A 17,987-nucleotide genomic window follows, 5' to 3' on the forward strand; every position below is an offset into this window, starting at 1 on the left:
CATTGCTGTTACACTGTTCCCCTACCCGTGCCTCTGCGGATGGGCTGGGGCTGGGTGGTGCGGGGCTGGGGCGGGCCCCCGGGCGCCCGCCGCTCGGAGACCGACGACGGACCGGGTGTCAGCAGTCCTTGAGGGTGGTGCAGAGTGCCGAGTCCATCGCCTTGGCCACGTCGGCGTCGGCCGGGCCGGCCCAGGCGACCTTGGGCTGCGCGCCGGTCTTGGTGCTCGTCCAGACGGCGAGCTCGTCGACCGTGCCGTCCGGGTTGCTCAGGTACTCGTGCAGGGTGACGACGGTGCCGCCGGCCTGCGGGACGGTGACCGTCGCGGCGAAGTAGTTGGCGTCCTCGGGGCTGGTCACCTTGACGGTGGCGCCGGGGAGGGTCTTGGCGCAGCCCTTGACCTCCTCGCGGAGGTCGTCGAACACCAGGTGGGCGCTCTGCGCGACGCCGCTGCTCGGCCGCGGGTCGCCCTCGTAGAGCAGGGTCTGCTGGGCCTGCCACTGGTCGGCCCCGCCCGCGCCGAGCACCGCCTGGGCGGCGGCACGGCCGGCGCCGAGGCTCTCGTGGTCCGGGTTCAGCTTCGCGTGGCACAGCTCCTGAAGCTTGAAGACCGGCGTGCCGGTCACGCCCTTGGCGGTGGTCGCCGGGGCCGGCCAGTGGTACGTGGAGTCGAGCGGGACGGCGTGCGGGTCGATCCAGGCGCCGGCCGGGATGTCCTTGGAGACGGCGGCGCCGGCCGAGGACGGCTTGGCGGCGCCCGAGGTGGGCGCGGCGGCTGGGCCGCTCGCCGGGGCGGTGCCGGCCGCGGTGGCGGTGGTGCCCGGGGCCGCGGTCTGGTCCCCGTTGTTCTCCGGCCCGCAGGCGCTCAGCGTGGCCAGGCAGGCCAGTGCGGCGGCGGTGACGCCGACGGTGACGGTGAGCCGGCGGCCGGCCCTTGCGGTGGTACCGGTGGTTCCGGTGGTTTCCGCGGATTCGGTTCCGGTGGTGCGCAACGTGCTTTCCTTCCCCCGATGTGACGGTGCCTGTCGAAACGGCCGCACCGCCGGGTCGACTGACCGGTGGTCAGCCCCCCGCGGGCCACCCGCCTCGACGGCGTCGAAACCTAGTGCGAACCGGCCGCGCCACGCAAAACGACCCGCCGGCCGGAAAACAGGAACCCTGACCGGCCCGACGACACCCTTGCGGGTTTGAACGCGTTCATTTTTGCTTTAGGCTAAGCAGCACACCATGAGGGGGCTCGATGAAGATCGTCATACCCGGCGGAACCGGACAGATCGGCCGCATCCTGGACCGCGCACTGACCGCCCAGGGCCACGACGTCCTGATCCTCACCCGACGGCCGCGCCGCGACCGGGAGCTCTACTGGGACGGCCGGACCCTCGGCCGCTGGGCCGAGGCCGTCGACGGCAGCGACGCCGTCGTCAACCTCGCCGGGCGCAGCGTCAACTGCCGCTACACCCCCGCCAACCAGCGCGCCATGCTGGACTCCCGGGTGGACTCCGCGCGGGTCGTCGGTGAGGCCGTCGCCGCCGCGAAGCGCCCGCCGCGGGTCTGGCTGCAGATGAGCACCGCCACCATCTACGCCCACCACTACGGCACCCCGCACGACGAGGAGACCGGCGTCCTCGGCGGCGACGAGCCCGACGTCCCCCGGTACTGGGACTACAGCGTCGACATCGCCCGGGCCTGGGAGCGCACCCAGCAGGACGCCCCCACCCCGGACACCCGCCGGGTCGCCCTGCGTACCGCGATGGTGATGAGCCCCGACCGCGGCGGCGCCTTCGACCTGATGCTGCGGCTGGCCCGCTGCGGGCTCGGCGGTCCGATCGACGGCGGCGCGCAGTACATGTCCTGGATCCACGACCGGGACCTGGTCCGGGCCGTCACCTTCCTGCTCGACCGCGACGACCTGGCCGGCCCGGTGAACCTCGCCGCCCCGCACCCGCAGTCGCAGCGCGCCTTCATGGCGGCGATCCGCCGCGCCTGGGGGATCCCGGTCGGCCTCCCCGCCACCCGCTGGATGGCCGAGCTCGGGGCGTTCGCGCTCCGCTCGGACACCGAGCTGCTGCTCAAGAGCCGCACGGTGGCACCCGGCCGCCTCCAGGCGGCGGGGTTCGGTTTCGAGCACCCGCACTGGCCGGCCGCGGCCGTCGACCTCGCCCGGCGGCTCCGCCGCCGGCCCGCCCGGACGGCCGCCGATCCGGCCTGACGGGGCAGGGCAGGCTTGAGGGGCGCCCGGCGTCCGGCAGGAAAGCGGCCGGAGGTCGAACCCAGGGAGATGATCACCGGAGGATTCATCCCCATCCGGCACTGAGCCGATCCCGGAGAAGGCACTCATGACCCGTCCGTTCGTCCGCCGGTCCGCCACCGGCATCCGACTGCAGCGCCTAATGGCTGTGGCGCTGATGACCGCGGCCCTCGGCGCCTGCATGTCCAGCCGCCCTGATAGCGGAAAGGACGACCCCCTGCCCGTCCAGTCCCGGCAGGAAGCCCTCGACCGGGCACGCCGGCTGCTGGCACACGTCGCCGATTCGACCGGGATCCGGCTCAACAGCGAACCGGAGGAGATCACCTTCACGTCCTGCGTGGGCAAGAACGGTGAACCGGCACCGGACGATCGCTTCACCCTCCTGTACTTCGTCCACAGTGACGTTCCCGGGGCGCGGCAGAACGAAGTCGTCCGCAGCACTCGGGACATGCTGACGAAGGAAGGGCTGAAGATCATCACCTACCGTGAGGCATCGGACACCAAGCCGTACGCCGCCCTGTCCGCCCGCCACCCGGAAAGCCGTTACGTCACCGGTGTCGACAGCACCAGCGACGTACGCATGGCCCTGAGCGTCACCACCCCGTGCCTGATGCCCCCGGCCGCATCACCGACCACTACGCCCGCCGGCCTGCCCGCCGGCACGGGCTGAACGGGTCACACACCCGGGGCCGGGCGGGGTGGCGAGCCGGGGAGCGGGGAGTCGTCCTCGTACCGGACCTCGTAGACCCGCTCGGTGAACTTCCAGCCGTCGCCGGTGCGCCGGTAACGGTCGTGGTAGACGGCGTAGTTCAACCCTCCGCGGCCGTCGAGGGCGCGCCCCAGCTCCGACATGTACGCGCGGCCGGAGGCGGTGTCGCCGTCGAGCCGGATCACGCCCGGGTGGGTGTTCTGCACGAGGAAGTCGACGACCTCCGGCACGCGCTCGCCCCAGGCGCGGATCGCCTCCGGGCCGGCGAGCTCGACGGGGATGTTGGGCATCCGCAGTGCGCCGTCCGGCGTGAACAGCGAAGCGATGCGGTCGTAGTCGCGCATCATCACCGCATCGGTGAACTCGCCGCGCAACGCCTCGATCTCGACGCGGTCCGCGATCTCCTGAAAGTCGGCCATCGGTGTCCTCTCTGTCGCCCGAACCGGGGGACGGCGCGTTCCGCCCCCGGGTATCAGGACGACGCAGCGCCCCGGCCCGTGACACGCCCCACGGCCGGACGGCGCCGACGCAGGGCGCGGGCGGCACCATTCGGATCTTTCCGGGCAATGAAGACTAGTCGGACGACGGAGCACCCCCGCAGATGCCCCCGCCGGCCCCCGCAGCCGAGGTGAGTGCAACCGATTGCAGAGCGAGGGCAAGGTCACACCCTCTGCCTCTGCTGCACGCCCGCCGCAGGGCGCTAACCTGCGGGCATGACGGTCCCGCCCGAAGGGCTCCCCCTGGCCGCCGAGTTCCCGGCAGCACACCGCGAGCAGTGGCAGCACCTGGTCGAAGGCGTGCTGCGCAAGTCGGGTGCACAACCCGCCGACGGCGAAGCGGCCGAGCAGGCGCTCACCACCGCACTCCAGGACGGGCTGAGCGCCCGCCCGCTGTACACCGCCGAGGACGGCCCCGCCGACCCCGGCTACCCCGGCTTCCCGCCCTTCGTCCGCGGCGGCCGGCCGCAGGGCTCCGCGGTCACCGGCTGGGACGTCCGCCAGCGGCACGCCGACCCCGACGCCCGCCGCACCAACGAGGCGGTCCTCGCCGACCTCGAGAACGGCGGCAGCTCGCTCTGGCTGGAGCTCGGCGGCGCGGGCCTGCCGATCGCGGCGCTGCCGGAGGCGCTGACCGGCGTCTACCTCGACCTGGCCGGTGTGGTGCTCGACGCGGGTCCCGAATTCGCCGACGCCGCCGAGCAGTTGTTCAAGCTGTACGCCGAGCGCGAGGTCTCCCCCAACGCCGCCGCCGGCAACCTGGGCGCCGACCCGCTGGGCCTGCAGGCCCGCACCGGCGACACCGGGCGCACCGACGCCCTGCTCGGCGCGGCCACCGCGCTCGCCGCCCGCTGCACCGACGGCTACCCCGGCCTGCGCGCGCTGACCGTCGACGCCCTGCCGTACCACGAGGCCGGCGCCTCGCCCGCCCAGGAGCTGGGCTGCTCGCTCGCCACCGGCGTCGCCTACCTGCGGGCGCTGACCGCCGCCGGGCTCTCCGTCGACGCCGCGCTCGGCCAGCTGGAGTTCCGTTTCGCGGCCGACGCCGACCAGTTCCTGACGATCGCCAAGTTCCGTGCGGCGCGCCGACTCTGGGCCCGGGTAGCCGAGGTCTCGGGCGCCACGCCGGACGCCTCGGCGCAGCGCCAGCACGCCGTCACCTCCGCCGTGATGACGACCGCGCGCGATCCCTGGGTGAACATGCTGCGCACCACGGTGGCCTGCCTGGCCGCCGGGGTCGCCGGCGCGGACGCGGTCACCGTCCAGCCGTTCGACAGCGCGCTCGGCCTGCCGGACGCCTTCGCCCGCCGGGTCGCCCGCAACACCCAGTCGATCCTGCTGGAGGAGTCGCACCTGGCCCGGGTGATCGACCCGGCCGGCGGCTCCTGGTACGTCGAGCAGCTGACCGGCGAACTGGCGCACGCCGCCTGGGCCTGGTTCCAGGAGATCGAGCGGGCCGGCGGCCAACAGGCCGCCCTCGCCTCGGGGTTGGTCGGCGAGCGGATCGCCGCCACCTGGGCGGAGCGCTCGGTCAGGCTGGCCAGGCGTCGCGAACCGGTCACCGGCGTCAGCGAGTTCCCGAACCTCGGCGAGCAGCCGCTGGTCCGCGAGCCGGCCCCGGCCGCGCCCGGCGGCGGGCTGCCGCGGGTGCGGCGCGCGGAGGCGTTCGAGGCGCTGCGCGACCGCTCGGACGCGCACCTCGCGGCCACCGGCGAGCGGCCGGCGCTGTTCCTCGCCTCGATCGGCACCGCCGCCGCGCACACCGCGCGGACCACCTTCGCCGCCAACCTGTTCCAGGCCGGCGGGATCGCCACCACCTCCGTGGAGGGCACGGACCCGGCCGCGCTCGCGGAGGCGTTCACCGCCTCCGGCGCGTCCGTCGCCTGCCTGTGCTCCAGCGACGCGCTGTACGGCGAGCACGCCGAGGCCGTCACCGCGGCGCTGAAGGCCGCCGGCGCCCGCCGGGTGCTGCTGGCCGGCCGGCCCGGCGAGCAGAAGGCGCTGTACCAGGCGGCCGGCGTGGACGAGTTCGTGTTCGCGGGCGGCGACGCGGTCGCCGTCCTCTCGTCCCTGCTGGACGAGATCATCGAGAACGGAGCGGTGTGATGATCCCCGACTTCACCGGAATCGGGCTGGACGGGGACACCGCCGGGTCCGTCACCGACGGGCAGTGGCGCACCGCCTGGCGCCAGGCCACCGGCAAGGACGTCGACGAGCTGCTCTGGGACACCCCCGAGGGCATCGGCGTCAAGCCCCTGTACACCGCCGACGACCTCGCCGGGCTGGACTTCCTGGGAACGTACCCGGGCATCGCCCCGTACCTGCGCGGCCCGTACCCGACGATGTACGTCAACCAGCCGTGGACCGTCCGGCAGTACGCCGGCTTCTCCACCGCCGAGGAGTCCAACGCCTTCTACCGCCGCAACCTCGCGGCCGGCCAGAAGGGCCTCTCGGTCGCCTTCGACCTGCCGACCCACCGCGGCTACGACAGCGACCACCCGCGCGTCACCGGCGACGTCGGCATGGCGGGTGTCGCCATCGACTCGATCTACGACATGCGCCAGCTGTTCGACGGCATCCCGCTGGACCGGATGTCGGTGTCGATGACCATGAACGGCGCCGTGCTGCCCGTCCTGGCGCTGTACATCGTCGCGGCCGAGGAGCAGGGGGTGCCGCCGGAGAAGCTGGCGGGGACCATCCAGAACGACATCCTCAAGGAGTTCATGGTCCGCAACACCTACATCTACCCGCCGCAGCCGTCGATGCGGATCATCTCGGACATCTTCGCGTACACCTCGCAGAAGATGCCGCGGTACAACTCGATCTCCATCTCCGGCTACCACATCCAGGAGGCCGGGGCCACGGCCGACCTGGAGCTGGCCTACACCCTGGCCGACGGGGTGGAGTACCTGCGCGCGGGCCTGGACGTGGGGCTGGACGTGGACGCCTTCGCGCCGCGGCTGTCGTTCTTCTGGGCGATCGGCATGAACTTCTTCATGGAGGTCGCCAAGCTGCGCGCGGCCCGGCTGCTCTGGGCCAAGCTGGTCAAGCAGTTCGACCCGAAGAACACCAAGTCCCTCTCGCTGCGCACCCATTCGCAGACCTCGGGCTGGTCGCTCACCGCGCAGGACGTGTTCAACAACGTGACCCGCACGTGCGTGGAGGCGATGGCCGCCACCCAGGGCCACACCCAGTCGCTGCACACCAACGCGCTCGACGAGGCGCTGGCGCTGCCCACCGACTTCTCCGCCCGCATCGCCCGCAACACCCAGCTGCTGCTGCAGCAGGAGTCGGGCACCTGCCGGGTCATCGATCCGTGGGGCGGCTCGGCGTACGTCGAGAAGCTCACCCACGACCTGGCCCGGCGCGCCTGGCAGCACATCCAGGAGGTCGAGGCGGCCGGCGGCATGGCCAAGGCGATCGACGCCGGCATCCCCAAGCTGCGCGTCGAGGAGGCCGCGGCCCGCACCCAGGCCCGCATCGACTCCGGCCGGCAGCCGGTGATCGGCGTCAACAAGTACCGGGTGGAGAGCGACGAGCAGATCGACGTGCTCAAGGTCGACAACTCCTCGGTGCGCGCCCGCCAGATCGAGAAGCTGCGCCGGCTGCGCGAGGAGCGCGACGAGGCCGTCACCCAGGACGCGCTGCGCGCGCTGACCCGGGCCGCCGAGGCCGGCCCGCAGCGCGGCGGTTCGCTGGACGGCAACCTGCTGCACCTGGCCGTCAACGCGGCCCGGGCGAAGGCCACCGTCGGCGAGATCTCGGACGCCCTGGAGAAGGTGTACGGCCGGCACTCCGGCCAGATCCGTACCATCTCCGGTGTGTACCGAGACGAAGCGGGCCCGTCGGCCCCCCTCCAGCGCACCCGCGACCTGGTCGAGCGCTTCGAGCAGGCCGAGGGCCGCCGCCCGCGCATCCTGGTCGCCAAGATGGGCCAGGACGGCCACGACCGCGGCCAGAAGGTGATCGCCACCGCCTTCGCCGACCTCGGCTTCACGGTGGACGTCGGCCCGCTGTTCCAGACCCCGGCCGAGGTCGCCCGCCAGGCCGTCGAGGCGGACGTGCACATCGTCGGCGTCTCCTCGCTGGCCGCCGGCCACCTCACCCTGGTGCCGGCCCTGCGCGCCGAGCTGGCCGAGGCCGGCCGGGAGGACATCACCATCGTGGTCGGCGGGGTCATCCCGCCCGGCGACTTCGACGCCCTGTACGAGGCGGGCGCCGCGGCGGTCTTCCCGCCCGGCACGGTCATCCCGGACGCCGCCTACGACCTGCTGAAGTCGCTGGCCGCCGACCTCGGCCACGAGCTGTGAGCCGGAGCCACTAGGCGATGCCCCCGCGGACGATCGACCTCGACAGTTATGTGACGGGTGTCCTGGACGGCTCGCGCGCCTGGATCGCGCGGGCCGTCACCCTCGTCGAGTCCACCCGGCCCGACCACCGCGCGCTCGCGCAACAGCTGCTCCAGCGGCTGCTGCCGCACGCGGGCGGGGCGGTCCGGGTCGGCATCACCGGCGTACCCGGTGTCGGCAAGTCGACCTTCATCGACTCCTTCGGCACCATGCTGACGGGCTCGGGCCACCGGGTCGCGGTGCTCGCCGTCGACCCCACGTCCAGCCGGACCGGCGGCTCCATCCTCGGCGACAAGACCCGGATGGAACGCCTCGCCGTCGACCCGCACGCCTTCGTCCGGCCCTCGCCGACGTCCGGGACGCTCGGCGGGGTCGCCAAGGCCACCCGCGAGTCGATGGTGGTGATGGAGGCGGCCGGGTACGACGTCGTGCTGATCGAGACGGTCGGCGTCGGCCAGTCGGAGACCACGGTGGCCGGCATGGTCGACACCTTCCTGCTGCTCAGCCTGGCCCGGACCGGCGACCAGCTGCAGGGCATCAAGAAGGGCGTCCTGGAGCTCGCCGACGTCATCGCCGTCAACAAGGCGGACGGCCCGCACGAGACCGATGCCAAGGGGGCGGCCCGCGAACTCGCCAGCGCGCTACGCCTGTTGCAGGCCCCCGACGCCGCGTGGACGCCGCCGGTGCTCACCTGCAGCGGTCGCGAGGGGCTCGGCCTCGACGTACTGTGGGAGCGGTTGCAGCAGCACCGCAAGGTGCTGGACGCGACCGGCGCCCTGGCGGCGAAGCGGCGCGACCAGCAGGTCGAGTGGACGTGGTCCATGGTCCACGACCAGCTCTACGCCCGGCTCCACGAGCACCCCGAAGTGCAGCGGCTCACCCCCGAGTTGGAGGCCCAGGTCCGCTCGGGCACCCTCCCGGCGGGGCTGGCGGCCCAGCGGATCCTCGACGGCTTCTTCGGAACCCCGTAGGTCTGCGAACGCCCCGCCCTCCGCCACGGAGGGCGGGGCGCATTGCTGACCGGCCGCGCCGCCGCGACCGCCGGCCGTCACCACAGCTTCGAAGAACGGCCACACACGAGGCGTACCCAAGAGGGGCCGCAAGCACTACGCCACTTCGAACAGGGGGTGGAGGTTGTACGCCGTGCCCCACCCGTGCGTGGGGCACGGCGCTTCGCAGGTCTCCGGATACTCGAACCACACGGCCTTGCCCGCTCCCACCGGGTTCCAGCCCTAGGCCTGCGTGAGCGCCTCCACCAGCAACAAGCCACGCCCGCTGGCCGATTCGGCATCGCGCTCCTGCTTCCGAAGTTCCGGGCACCGGTCCGCAACCTCCACCCGCACCCGCCCGGCGAGGCGCCGGACAGTCACGACACACCGATCCTTGGTGTGCACAAGCGCGTTCGCGATCACCTCGCTGGCGCACAGCTCGATTTCTGAAGCGCGTCCTCGGACAGCGACCCCACTCCCGCAGAATCGCCACCACCAACCGCCGCGCCCCCGACACCGCTTCGGCCCGCAGCGGCGCCCCCACTCAAGCGGAACCGGAAACCGAGCATTTCCCAATGGACTGACGACCACAGGGACCCTCCAAGCCAGCCGGACAAGCAGCTGTCGGCGCAGAGCCGGACATCGGCGTCTCGGCACGTGCCGAGACGCCCACACCGAGTAATTTCTCACTGCCAGTGAACAATCCGTCACACCCGTGACCAAGAAGCAAGCCTTGGCCCAGCACCTGCTTGAGTAGCAGGCCAACCTGGCGCTGGCGAGCGAAGGCGAAGATGTCCGTCTCGCCCGGCCCGTACACGGGGCTGAGCAGGTTGTAGCGAACGGAGAGGACGTTCGGCTGGATGCGGTCGAACAGGGTCAGGAAGCGGGCGGTCTCAGCCGCCCGCGGGTGGCTGGGATCGGCGGCCCACTCGGCGGCGAACTCGTGGGGCGCCCGCATCCCAATGGCCCGGATCAGGCCCTCGCGCCGCAGCCGCTGGACCAGGTCCACTGCCTCTTCCAGGTAGCGGTCGTCCGGCCCGAAGTCGCCCGAGTGCAGGCAGTACAGGTCGAGGTAGTCCGTACCGAGGTTGCCGAGGCTCGTCAGCAGCTGCCGCTTCATCTGGGCCGCCTGGTAGGGATGGAGAGCCGTGTCGGCGAAGTAGCCCACCTTGCTGGAGATCGTCAGGCGACTGCGGTTGACGTGCCGCAGCAGCTGGCCGAGCCGCTGGACTACGAGCGCTGGCCGTTGTACCGGGCGCTCCAACGGGCCCGCTCCACAGCGCACTTGCGGGCGTACTGCTTCGGCGTTGGCTGCGACGCCCTGACGCTGGCCGCCACGATCCCCAGCGCCGTCGTCATCGCCGACGACGTCTTCGACGAGCTGTTCGGCGAGCTGTTCGGCGAGGTGGTGCAGACCAACGCCGAAGGCGTGACGGTCACCTGCTGGAATGGTCAAGACACCACCGCCGGAATCCCGTTCACCGAACAGAACATCACCCAGTTCCTGGCGAGCGAACCCATGGCTCCCCCGGGCGCGGCATGCTTGGCCACTGGCCTGGAAGCACCGCGACTTGCTGCTCGGATCGTAGGCTGCCGGCAAGCCGCCGTACCCCCGAAGGAGCGCAGTGTCCACCACCCCTCAGCCGGAGCCTGCGATCACGCCGGAAGCAAGTCAGGCCGCGTGGCGACAGGTCCGGAACTACTTGAACCGCAGTCGGTTCGAGCTGACCCAGACGGCGATGGCCGGCTGGCCTCTCCATGAGTTCGCTCCCGGTGGACGGGTGCTGGCGCGCAAGCACTGGATTCCCGAGACGCCTGTACCCCTGGAGCAGGTCAGGTTGCGGTGGCAGGATCAGACGCCTCTGGCCCCGATCGACGGCAGCGGCGCCGAGCTGGACGCCATCCGTGCCCAGCGGGCCGACGGCGCCCCGTACATCTTCTACGCTGACGCTGTCCGCGACCTGGCCAAGCCGCGGCTGTTCGAGAACCGAGGCTGCTACCGGCTGCTGAAGGTGGCCGAAGACGCAACCGAGCCGACGCTGACCTTCGGCCGAGGCCACTACTTCGACGTCATCAACATCTGTGAGGCGGCAGCGCACGAGTACGCTGCCGCCGTCTTGGGCGCGGCGGGCCAGCCGGTGACGGGCCCAAGCGCCACGCCGTTTCGGGCCGCCATGGGCGACCCAACGGATCTCGATCGCCGGCCGGTCATGGCCGCTGTCAGCACGCTCGCCATCCGCTACGACCGGCAGACCGGTTCGGCCGAGTTCGTCCTGCACTGGCGTGACCCGGCCAAGGTGGCGAGCGGCGGCGGGTTGTTCCAGGTCATGCCCGTGGGCATGTTCCAGGCCTCCCACGACGCCCCGTGGAATGTGGCCAATGACTTCGACCTGTGGCGGGCCATCGCCCGCGAGCTGAGCGAGGAACTGCTCGGCAGCAGCGAGGACTACGGCAGCGACACCGCCCCTATCGACTACGATGCCTGGCCGTTCAACCAGGCCCTGAGCGCAGCCCGAGCGGCCGGAACGCTGCGGGTGTACTGGCTGGGGCTGGGCATGGACCCGCTCACGCTCGTCACCGACATGCTGACCGTCGCGGTGTTCGAGGCTGAGCTGTTCGACGCGACCTTCGCACGGATCGTCTCCACCAACGACGAAGGCCACCGGGTGCAGCTCGAAGACGGCACCGGGCAGGCCGTGGGGATTCCGTTCACGGCTGAGCAGGTCGAGCGCTTGACCTGCCGCGAGCCGATGCAGCCAGCCGGGGCGGCTCTGCTCCAACTGGCTTGGCAGCACCGCGAGGTAATCCTGAGCGGAGCTGCCAGCCCGTTCGGCGCCTGAACCGCGGCGCCCGCCCGAGCCGCCGCCCCCAACCAGCAGCAAGCTCAGCAGACCAGGTGATCGAGGTGCGGCCCAGCCAACGGATGCAGTGCCTCGGCGTGATTCAGCAGGGCACCCCCATTCCCAACCGGCCAGCCCAGCCGCTCAGGCCCGTGGTGGACGAGCTGTTTGCCGCCTTGAGCGGATTGGCCGCGCCCACTCCTTCGCCAAGGGCATGGGCCTGGCGGCGCCGAAGACCGGGATCCCACGGGCCGTTGCCATCGTCCTGCCGCCCCCGCCGGCGCCAATCCTGCGCGGGATCGCCGGCAAGGACTCGTCCGGCAGCCATGCCGAGCGATGAGCCCTGACGATCCAGCAGCCGTCGAACTCGCCCCTCCATATCGACGCTGAGCTCGAGGAGGGCCCCCGGACCGGTCCTGGGGCCCTCCCGCTTGCATGCGCCTGCGTCAGGCGGACTTGGCGGCGGCGAAGCGGCCCGAGACGTCCTGCCAGTTGACGACGTCCCAGAGCTTCTCGACGTAGTCGGGGCGGACGTTGCGGTACTGCAGGTAGTAGGCGTGCTCCCAGGCGTCGAAGGCGAGCAGCGGGGTGGTGCCCTGGCCGACGTTGCCGTGGTGGTCGTAGACCTGCTCGACGATCAGGCGCTTGCCGAGCGGCTCCCAGGAGAGGATGCCCCAGCCGGAGCCCTGGACGCCGGTGGTGGCGGTGGTGAGCTGCTTGCGGAAGGCCTCGAAGCTGCCGAAGTGCTCGGTGATGGCGTCGGACAGCTCGCCCTCGGGGCGGTCGCCGCCCTCCGGGGAGAGGTTCTGCCAGAACAGCGAGTGCAGCACGTGGCCGGACAGGTGGAAGGCGAAGGTCTTCTGCAGGCCGACCAGGCCGCCGAACTGCTCCTTGTCGCGCGCCTCGGCGAGCTGCTCCAGGGTGTCGTTCGCGCCCTTGACGTAGGCGGCGTGGTGCTTGGAGTGGTGCAGCTCCAGGATCTCGGGGGACATCGCCCGCTCCAGGGCGGAGTAGTCGTACGGGAGGTCGGGGAGCGTGTAGGTGCTCATCGGAACACGGGCCCTTTCGGCAGGTTGAACGTCGGCGGTCGTGCCGGGACAACACTATTGCGTATCAGTTGCAAGAACGAAGCATAGGCTCCTGCTTATTCCTCACATGCCGCCCCGGGCACCAGGAGTCGGACCTGACGCGCCGCCACTGACCGCCGCCTGACAACATTTCGGTTTCGCCGGGGACCAATCCGCACCAGGGTCTTCCCGTCACCTGGCGCCATGTGCCATTTTACATGTCACACATCGAGCGGCCGCGCCCCAATTCGCGGCCCCCGAACGGCCCCGGAGGCCCCCACAGATGCGTCCCTTCCGGATATCCAAGGCCAGTGCGCACAGATTGCCGGCGCTCGGCGCCGCCTTCTTCCTCGCGCTCGGCCTGTTCGCCCCGCAGAGCCACGCCGCCGCCGCACCCGCTGCCGGCCCGGCCGCCAAGTCCGCCGGAACCACCGCCGCCACGGCCCCCGCCCCGAAGTCCGTCCCGGTGCCCAAGTCCCCCGAGGCGCGCACCGACGGGCGCCCGCTCGCCGCCGAGAGCACCGCCAAGGACAGCCGCCCGAAGGCGGCCACCGCCACCGCCGACACGGCCGCCAAGAACGCCAAGAGCGCCAACCAGTTCTCGGCCGCCGCCGCGGACGCGTGCGACGTCTCGGGCATCCTCGGCGCCTCGGGCAGTGCGCTGGTCCAGCAGCTCAAGGCCCTCCCCACGGTCGAGTGCACCTACCCGCTGTTCAACCTCACCGGGAACGACGCCAGGAACGTCTTCCGCGAGGCCCAGATGGTGACCGTCGCCGACGCCCTGCGCACCGCCTCGGCCGGCTACCCCGGCGACAACACCACCGCGGTCGGGCAGCTGGTGATGTTCCTGCGGGCCGGCTACTACGTCCAGGACAACCAGCCGGACACCGTCGGCACCTACGGCACCGCGCTGCAGACGTCGATCCGCGGCGCGCTGGACGCCTTCTACGCCGCCCCGCACAGCCAGGACGTCACCCAGGCCAACGGCAACACCCTCAACGAGGCCGTCACCCTGATCGACAGCGCCAAGGAGAACGCCCGGTACGCCGGCGTCGTCAAGCGCCTGCTGGCGGGCTACACCACCGGCTGGCCGGCCTCGATGACCCAGGCCGTCGCCAACACCGAAACCGTCCTCACCAACGGCTTCGACCGCGGCCTGACCGCCGTCCTCCAGGCCGACCCGTCCTTCGGCACCACCTGGGCCGCCTTCGTCACCCGCAACGGCGCCCAGCTGGACGGCGGCGACGTGGTCACCCGGATCGGCATGCTGATCGGCACGATGCTCTCGCACGACGAGCTCAAGGCCCAGGGCCGCCCGCTGGTCAAGGACCTCGTCAACCGGTACCCGCTGGTCGGCGCCACCGCCCCGCTCACCATGAACCTGGTCTGGTTCACGGAGAACAAGGACAAGGGCAACTGCTCGTACTACGGCCTCTGCGACCTGCCCACCCGGCTCCCCCCGCTGGTCCTCACCCACGACCGCGTCTGCAACGCCAACCTGCGCGTCCGCGCCCAGGAGATGACCGACCAGCAGCTGGCGGACACCTGCACCAGCCTGGTCAACCAGGACGCCTTCTTCCACAAGGTGATCCAGGACAACGGCGCGATCCCCGGTGACGTCAACACCAACCTCGAGGTCGTCGTCTTCGACGACTACTACAACTACAGCCTCTACGCCGGGTCGATGTACCACATCGCGACCGACAACGGCGGCATGTACGAGGAGGGCGACCCGGCCAAGGCCGGCAACCAGGCCCGCTTCATCGCCCACGAGGCCAGCTGGCTGCGCCCGGAGTTCCAGATCTGGAACCTCAACCACGAGTACACCCACTACCTCGACGGCCGCTACGACATGTACGGCGACTTCGACGCCGGCATCGTCACCCCGACCATCTGGTGGGTCGAGGGCCTCGCCGAGTACATCTCCTACAGCTACCGCGACGTGCGCAACGCCGACGCGATCGCCGAGGCCGGCAAGAAGACGTACAAGCTCAGCGAGCTGTTCGACACCGTCTACGACCAGACCTCCGACGCCACCGTCAACTCCAACCGGGTCTACCGGTGGGGCTACCTGGCCGTGCGCTACATGCTGCAGTCGCACCCGGACGACGTGAAGGCGGTGCTCGCCAAGTACCGCACCGGCGACTGGGCCGGCGCCCGCACCCTGCTCAAGAGCACCATCGGCACCCGCTACGACGCCGACTTCGCGAACTGGCTGACCGCCTGCGCGGCCGACAACTGCGGCACCCTGCCGCCGGTCCAGGCCCCGCTCTGCACCAACCCGGACTCCCGGCAGTTCGACAACAACTGCCGCCGGGACGGCCTCGCGGCCGCCACCGGCAACTACAGCTACCACTTCCTGTACCTGCCGGCCGGCGTCCGGCAGCTGACCATCACCAGCAGCGGCGGAACCGGCAACGCCGACCTGTACTACAACGGCGGCAACTGGGCCACCACCGGCTCCTACCAGGCCAGGTCCGCCAACGCCGGCAACGGTGAGACCCTCACCATCACCAACCCGCCGGCCGGCTGGGTGTACTTCACCCTCGCCGCCCAGCAGTCCTTCGGCGGCGTCAGCGTGACCACGCAGTACAAGTAGCCGGGCCGGCCGGCCCCGCGCACCACGCGGGACGCCGGCCGGTCGCCGGAGGAGGGCCCCGCCGCACCGGCGGGGCCCTCCGTCATGGCGCGCCGGGCCGCTCCCCCGCCGACCAGGTGACCAGCGGCGGGCGGACGGCGGCGCAGAGCGGATGGCCGCTGACGTCGGTCAGACCGAGCCGGGCCACCAGCAGACCACTGCGCACGGCCGCCTCGGCGGTCTCCCGGCCGACTCCGTCCAGCATCAGCTTGGCGCGCCGGAACATCGTGAAGCCGTCCGGACCGCCGGCGACCCAGGAGAGGTAGACGAACCGCGCACCCGGCCCGCCCTGGACGTACGGGCCGAGCAGGTCCGTCCCCTTCGCCGTGCACTCCAGCGTCCAGACGGCGCGCGCCGCGTCCCCCGGCACCGGATCGAGCAACTCCCCCGGTCTGCCGCGGCGTTGTACGGCGACGTGGATGTCGTAGCCGGGGAAGCCGGGCGCCCGGGCGCAGCTGCGCCCCGGGAGAGCGGTGGCCTCGATGCGGATCGACACGGCACTGTTCGGCATGGGGCCATCCTTCCCTGCTCCGCCCCCGCACGCGCCGCCCGCTCAGCGGCGAGTCCGGACCCCGTCCGCGGTCGGGGGTGCCACCGCGGGCGGCCCGGGCCGGAGGTCAGCCGACCGGCTCGGCGGACCAGGCGAGGAGCATCCGCAGGGCGTCGTCGGACGGCGATCCCGGTTCGGCGGCGTAGGTGATCAGCGCCTGGTCGGGGTCGTCGGCCGGGCGCAGGGTCTCGTAGCAGAGGTCCAGCTCGCCGACCAGCGGGTGGTGGAAGCGCTTGCGGCCGGAGGTCTTGTCCCCCACCGGGTGCTCGGCCCACCAGCGGCGGAACTCCTCGCTGCGCATGGACAGTTCACCGATCAGCTCGGCCAGCCGGGGGTCGTCGGGGCGACGGCCGGCCTCCAGGTGGAGGAAGGCGACGTTCTCGCGGGCGCAGCCGGTCCAGTCGGCGAACAGCTCCCGCGAGGAGGGGTCGAGGAAGGTGATCCGGGCGATGTTCCGCTCCGCCGGGGCGAGCCTGCCGTAGTCGCCCAACAGCGCGGCCGCGCCCCGGTTCCAGGCCAGGATGTCCATCCGACGGCCCATCACCATGGCTGGCACGTCCGGCAGTCGCTCCAGCAGGCGGACCAGCATCGGCCGGACCGGCTGCGGTCCGCGCTCGGCCGGACGGCTCCGGCCGGACCGGCGGACGGGCCGGGCGAGCCGGTGCAGGTGCCGGGCCTCGTCCGGGCCGAGCCGCAGGCTGCGGGCCACCGCGTCGACCACGGCCTCGGAGGGGTTGCCGACCCGGCCCTGCTCCAGCCGCGTGTAGTAGTCGACGCTCACCCCGGCGAGCTGCGCGAGCTCCTCGCGGCGCAGCCCGGCCACCCGGCGTCGGCCGCCGAAGTCCGGCAGGTCGACGTCCTCGGGCCGGAGGCGGGCGCGCCTGGTCCGGAGGAACTCGCTCAGGGTGATGGTGGTGTTCATGGAACGATTGTCGCCGCCGGGGGCGCCGGCAGCCTGGCCCTGCCAGGACCAGGCTGCCGGCCCCTCGTCGACGCGCTGGTCCGGCCGCTCAGGCGGCCGGAATCGCCGTCACCAGGCCGCCGTCCACCACGATGTCCTGCGCGGTGATGTAGGCGCAGCGCGGGGAGAGCAGGAAGGCCACCGTCTCCGCGACGTCCGCGGAGGTGCCGAGCCGGCCGACCGGCACCTGGGCGCGGACGGCGCCGCGGTCGGCCGGGTCGGGGAAGACCTCGGTGAAGATGTCGGTGACGATGAAGCCGGGGCTGACCGAGTTGACCCGGATGCCCCGCCCGGCGAGGTCGGTGCCGAGGGTGCGGGCCAGGTTGTGCACGGCGGCCTTGGTCGCCGCGTACACCGACGCGCGGGCCGGCCCGCGGTGCAGCGTCCAGGAGGCGTTGAGGACGACGGAGCCGCCGCCCGCCGCATCGAGCAGCGGGAGCATGGACTGCACGGTGAAGAAGACGCCCTTGAAGTTGACGTCCACGGTGTGGTCGAAGTCCTGCTCGGTGACCTCGTCGCAGGGCTGGAAGACGGCGACGCCGGCGTTGGCGAACACGCCGTCCAGCCGCCCGTGCCGGTCGGCGATCACGCCGGCCAGCCGCCGCAGTTCGGCCGGCACGCCCGCGTCGGCGCGGACCGCGAGGAGGCGCTCGCCCGCGTCCAGCTCCTCCGCGGCGCTGACCAGCTTGGCCTCGTCGCGGCCGGTGATCACGACGCTCGCGCCGCCGTCCAGCAGCAGCCTCGCCGTCGCGAAGCCCATGCCCCGGCTGCCGCCGGTGACCAGGACCACCTTGCCGTCGAACTCGCGGGCGCCGTCGTCGGTCTCGTTCGTGTAGGTCATGCCCCCACCGTGACGGCGGCGCGGGCCGGGCAACCAGGCCCGTTGGTACCGGGGTCCGCCAGGACCACCCAGGCCGGCCGGGCAGTCCGCAGGATTCGGCGACCGGCCCTACACCCGTGAGGCGCGCCTGCGCCGGTAGCGGCCGGGGGCCGGCGCCCCCGCGGTGACGGTCGGGCGGGCGGAATCCGACGACCGGGGCGGGCGGGACGGCCGGGACGGGCCGGACCGGCGTGCGGTGGCGAGGCTCCTGGCAGCTGGACCCGGCCGTCCGGAACCTCGACGGCCCCGGCCCCGCCACC

Annotated in this window: 15 protein-coding genes; 7 read left to right on the forward strand and 8 right to left on the reverse strand. The window is 72.1% G+C overall.

Annotation, left to right across the window (positions count from 1 at the left end; all coding sequences use genetic code 11):
* Window positions 1–118: 118 nt before the first annotated feature.
* Window positions 119–991: a hypothetical protein gene (locus tag ABZ885_RS21560; RefSeq protein WP_360190853.1), complete on the reverse strand. Its 873-nt coding sequence runs from the start codon at window positions 989–991 to the stop codon at window positions 119–121.
* A 248-nt stretch (window positions 992–1,239) separates the two neighbouring features.
* Here ABZ885_RS21560 and ABZ885_RS21565 point away from each other — a divergent pair, with 248 nt between their 5' ends.
* Both ABZ885_RS21565 and ABZ885_RS21570 read left to right on the forward strand, forming a co-directional pair.
* A complete protein-coding gene (locus ABZ885_RS21565; protein WP_360190856.1) occupies window positions 1,240–2,208 on the forward strand; it encodes a TIGR01777 family oxidoreductase in 969 nt (322 codons plus the stop codon).
* A gap of 127 nt (window positions 2,209–2,335) precedes the next feature.
* Window positions 2,336–2,917 carry a hypothetical protein gene (locus ABZ885_RS21570; protein ID WP_360190859.1) on the forward strand — a complete coding sequence of 194 codons (582 nt, stop codon included), beginning with the start codon at window positions 2,336–2,338 and terminating at the stop codon, window positions 2,915–2,917.
* Window positions 2,918–2,922: 5 nt separating this feature from the next.
* On the opposite strand, the gene ABZ885_RS21575 is transcribed toward ABZ885_RS21570, so the two are convergent.
* Entirely contained in the window at window positions 2,923–3,375 is a 453-nt protein-coding gene (locus tag ABZ885_RS21575) for a nuclear transport factor 2 family protein (RefSeq protein ID WP_360190862.1), read from the reverse strand.
* Window positions 3,376–3,669: 294 nt separating this feature from the next.
* On the opposite strand from ABZ885_RS21575, the gene ABZ885_RS21580 reads away from it, so the two are divergent.
* From ABZ885_RS21580 to meaB, 3 genes are read left to right on the forward strand one after another with little or no spacing between them, the layout of a single operon-like run.
* Entirely contained in the window at window positions 3,670–5,559 is a 1,890-nt protein-coding gene (locus ABZ885_RS21580) for a methylmalonyl-CoA mutase family protein (protein WP_360190865.1), read from the forward strand.
* Entirely contained in the window at window positions 5,556–7,763 is a 2,208-nt protein-coding gene (gene scpA / locus ABZ885_RS21585; protein WP_360190868.1) for a methylmalonyl-CoA mutase, read from the forward strand. The genes ABZ885_RS21580 and scpA overlap by 4 nt, the downstream gene beginning before the upstream one ends.
* Window positions 7,764–7,780: 17 nt before the next feature.
* A complete protein-coding gene (gene meaB, locus ABZ885_RS21590; RefSeq protein ID WP_360190871.1) occupies window positions 7,781–8,773 on the forward strand; it encodes a methylmalonyl Co-A mutase-associated GTPase MeaB in 993 nt (330 codons plus the stop codon).
* 261 nt (window positions 8,774–9,034) lie between these two features.
* Here the strand turns inward: meaB and ABZ885_RS21595 are convergent, their stop codons facing one another.
* Together ABZ885_RS21595 and ABZ885_RS21600 are read right to left on the reverse strand one after the other, a co-directional pair.
* Window positions 9,035–9,448 carry an ATP-binding protein gene (locus ABZ885_RS21595; protein ID WP_360190874.1) on the reverse strand — a complete coding sequence of 138 codons (414 nt, stop codon included), beginning with the start codon at window positions 9,446–9,448 and terminating at the stop codon, window positions 9,035–9,037.
* Window positions 9,336–10,247 (reverse strand): aldo/keto reductase, encoded by a 912-nt coding sequence (locus ABZ885_RS21600; protein ID WP_360190876.1) that lies wholly within the window; start codon window positions 10,245–10,247, stop codon window positions 9,336–9,338. The genes ABZ885_RS21595 and ABZ885_RS21600 overlap by 113 nt, the downstream gene beginning before the upstream one ends.
* A gap of 169 nt (window positions 10,248–10,416) precedes the next feature.
* Here ABZ885_RS21600 and ABZ885_RS21605 point away from each other — a divergent pair, with 169 nt between their 5' ends.
* The gene (locus tag ABZ885_RS21605) at window positions 10,417–11,631 is read left to right on the forward strand and encodes a hypothetical protein (RefSeq protein ID WP_360190887.1); all 1,215 of its coding nucleotides are present in this window, start codon (window positions 10,417–10,419) and stop codon (window positions 11,629–11,631) included.
* A gap of 446 nt (window positions 11,632–12,077) precedes the next feature.
* On the opposite strand, the gene ABZ885_RS21610 is transcribed toward ABZ885_RS21605, so the two are convergent.
* Window positions 12,078–12,680: a superoxide dismutase gene (locus ABZ885_RS21610; protein ID WP_360190891.1), complete on the reverse strand. Its 603-nt coding sequence runs from the start codon at window positions 12,678–12,680 to the stop codon at window positions 12,078–12,080.
* A 301-nt stretch (window positions 12,681–12,981) separates the two neighbouring features.
* On the opposite strand from ABZ885_RS21610, the gene ABZ885_RS21615 reads away from it, so the two are divergent.
* Window positions 12,982–15,297, forward strand: a complete 2,316-nt coding sequence (locus tag ABZ885_RS21615) for a M9 family metallopeptidase (RefSeq protein WP_360190894.1) — start codon at window positions 12,982–12,984, stop codon at window positions 15,295–15,297.
* A gap of 82 nt (window positions 15,298–15,379) precedes the next feature.
* Here the strand turns inward: ABZ885_RS21615 and ABZ885_RS21620 are convergent, their stop codons facing one another.
* The 3 genes from ABZ885_RS21620 to ABZ885_RS21630 form a co-directional block, all read right to left on the reverse strand.
* On the reverse strand, window positions 15,380–15,847 hold the full coding sequence (locus ABZ885_RS21620) for a DUF5990 family protein (protein WP_360190897.1): 468 nt from the start codon (window positions 15,845–15,847) through the stop codon (window positions 15,380–15,382).
* Window positions 15,848–15,953: 106 nt separating this feature from the next.
* Window positions 15,954–16,808, reverse strand: a complete 855-nt coding sequence (locus ABZ885_RS21625; protein WP_360190900.1) for a helix-turn-helix transcriptional regulator — start codon at window positions 16,806–16,808, stop codon at window positions 15,954–15,956.
* A gap of 88 nt (window positions 16,809–16,896) precedes the next feature.
* A complete protein-coding gene (locus ABZ885_RS21630) occupies window positions 16,897–17,688 on the reverse strand; it encodes an SDR family oxidoreductase (RefSeq protein ID WP_360190903.1) in 792 nt (263 codons plus the stop codon).
* Between the last annotated feature and the right edge of the window lie 299 nt (window positions 17,689–17,987).

Origin of the sequence: Kitasatospora sp. NPDC047058, from assembly GCF_040643935.1 — a bacterium.
Classification (GTDB): domain Bacteria; phylum Actinomycetota; class Actinomycetes; order Streptomycetales; family Streptomycetaceae; genus Kitasatospora.

Bases quoted from the DNA above. Each gene is read 5' to 3' on its own strand.
- meaB (WP_360190871.1), top strand. From the start codon at position 7,781: ATGCCCCCGCGGACGATCGACCTCGACAGTTATGTGACGGGTGTCCTG.
- ABZ885_RS21610 (WP_360190891.1), bottom strand. From the start codon at position 12,680: ATGAGCACCTACACGCTCCCCGACCTCCCGTACGACTACTCCGCCCTG.
- ABZ885_RS21615 (WP_360190894.1), top strand. From the start codon at position 12,982: ATGCGTCCCTTCCGGATATCCAAGGCCAGTGCGCACAGATTGCCGGCG.
- ABZ885_RS21630 (WP_360190903.1), bottom strand. From the start codon at position 17,688: ATGACCTACACGAACGAGACCGACGACGGCGCCCGCGAGTTCGACGGC.
- ABZ885_RS21570 (WP_360190859.1), top strand. From the start codon at position 2,336: ATGACCCGTCCGTTCGTCCGCCGGTCCGCCACCGGCATCCGACTGCAG.
- ABZ885_RS21625 (WP_360190900.1), bottom strand. From the start codon at position 16,808: ATGAACACCACCATCACCCTGAGCGAGTTCCTCCGGACCAGGCGCGCC.
- ABZ885_RS21620 (WP_360190897.1), bottom strand. From the start codon at position 15,847: ATGCCGAACAGTGCCGTGTCGATCCGCATCGAGGCCACCGCTCTCCCG.
- ABZ885_RS21565 (WP_360190856.1), top strand. From the start codon at position 1,240: ATGAAGATCGTCATACCCGGCGGAACCGGACAGATCGGCCGCATCCTG.
- ABZ885_RS21575 (WP_360190862.1), bottom strand. From the start codon at position 3,375: ATGGCCGACTTTCAGGAGATCGCGGACCGCGTCGAGATCGAGGCGTTG.
- ABZ885_RS21580 (WP_360190865.1), top strand. From the start codon at position 3,670: ATGACGGTCCCGCCCGAAGGGCTCCCCCTGGCCGCCGAGTTCCCGGCA.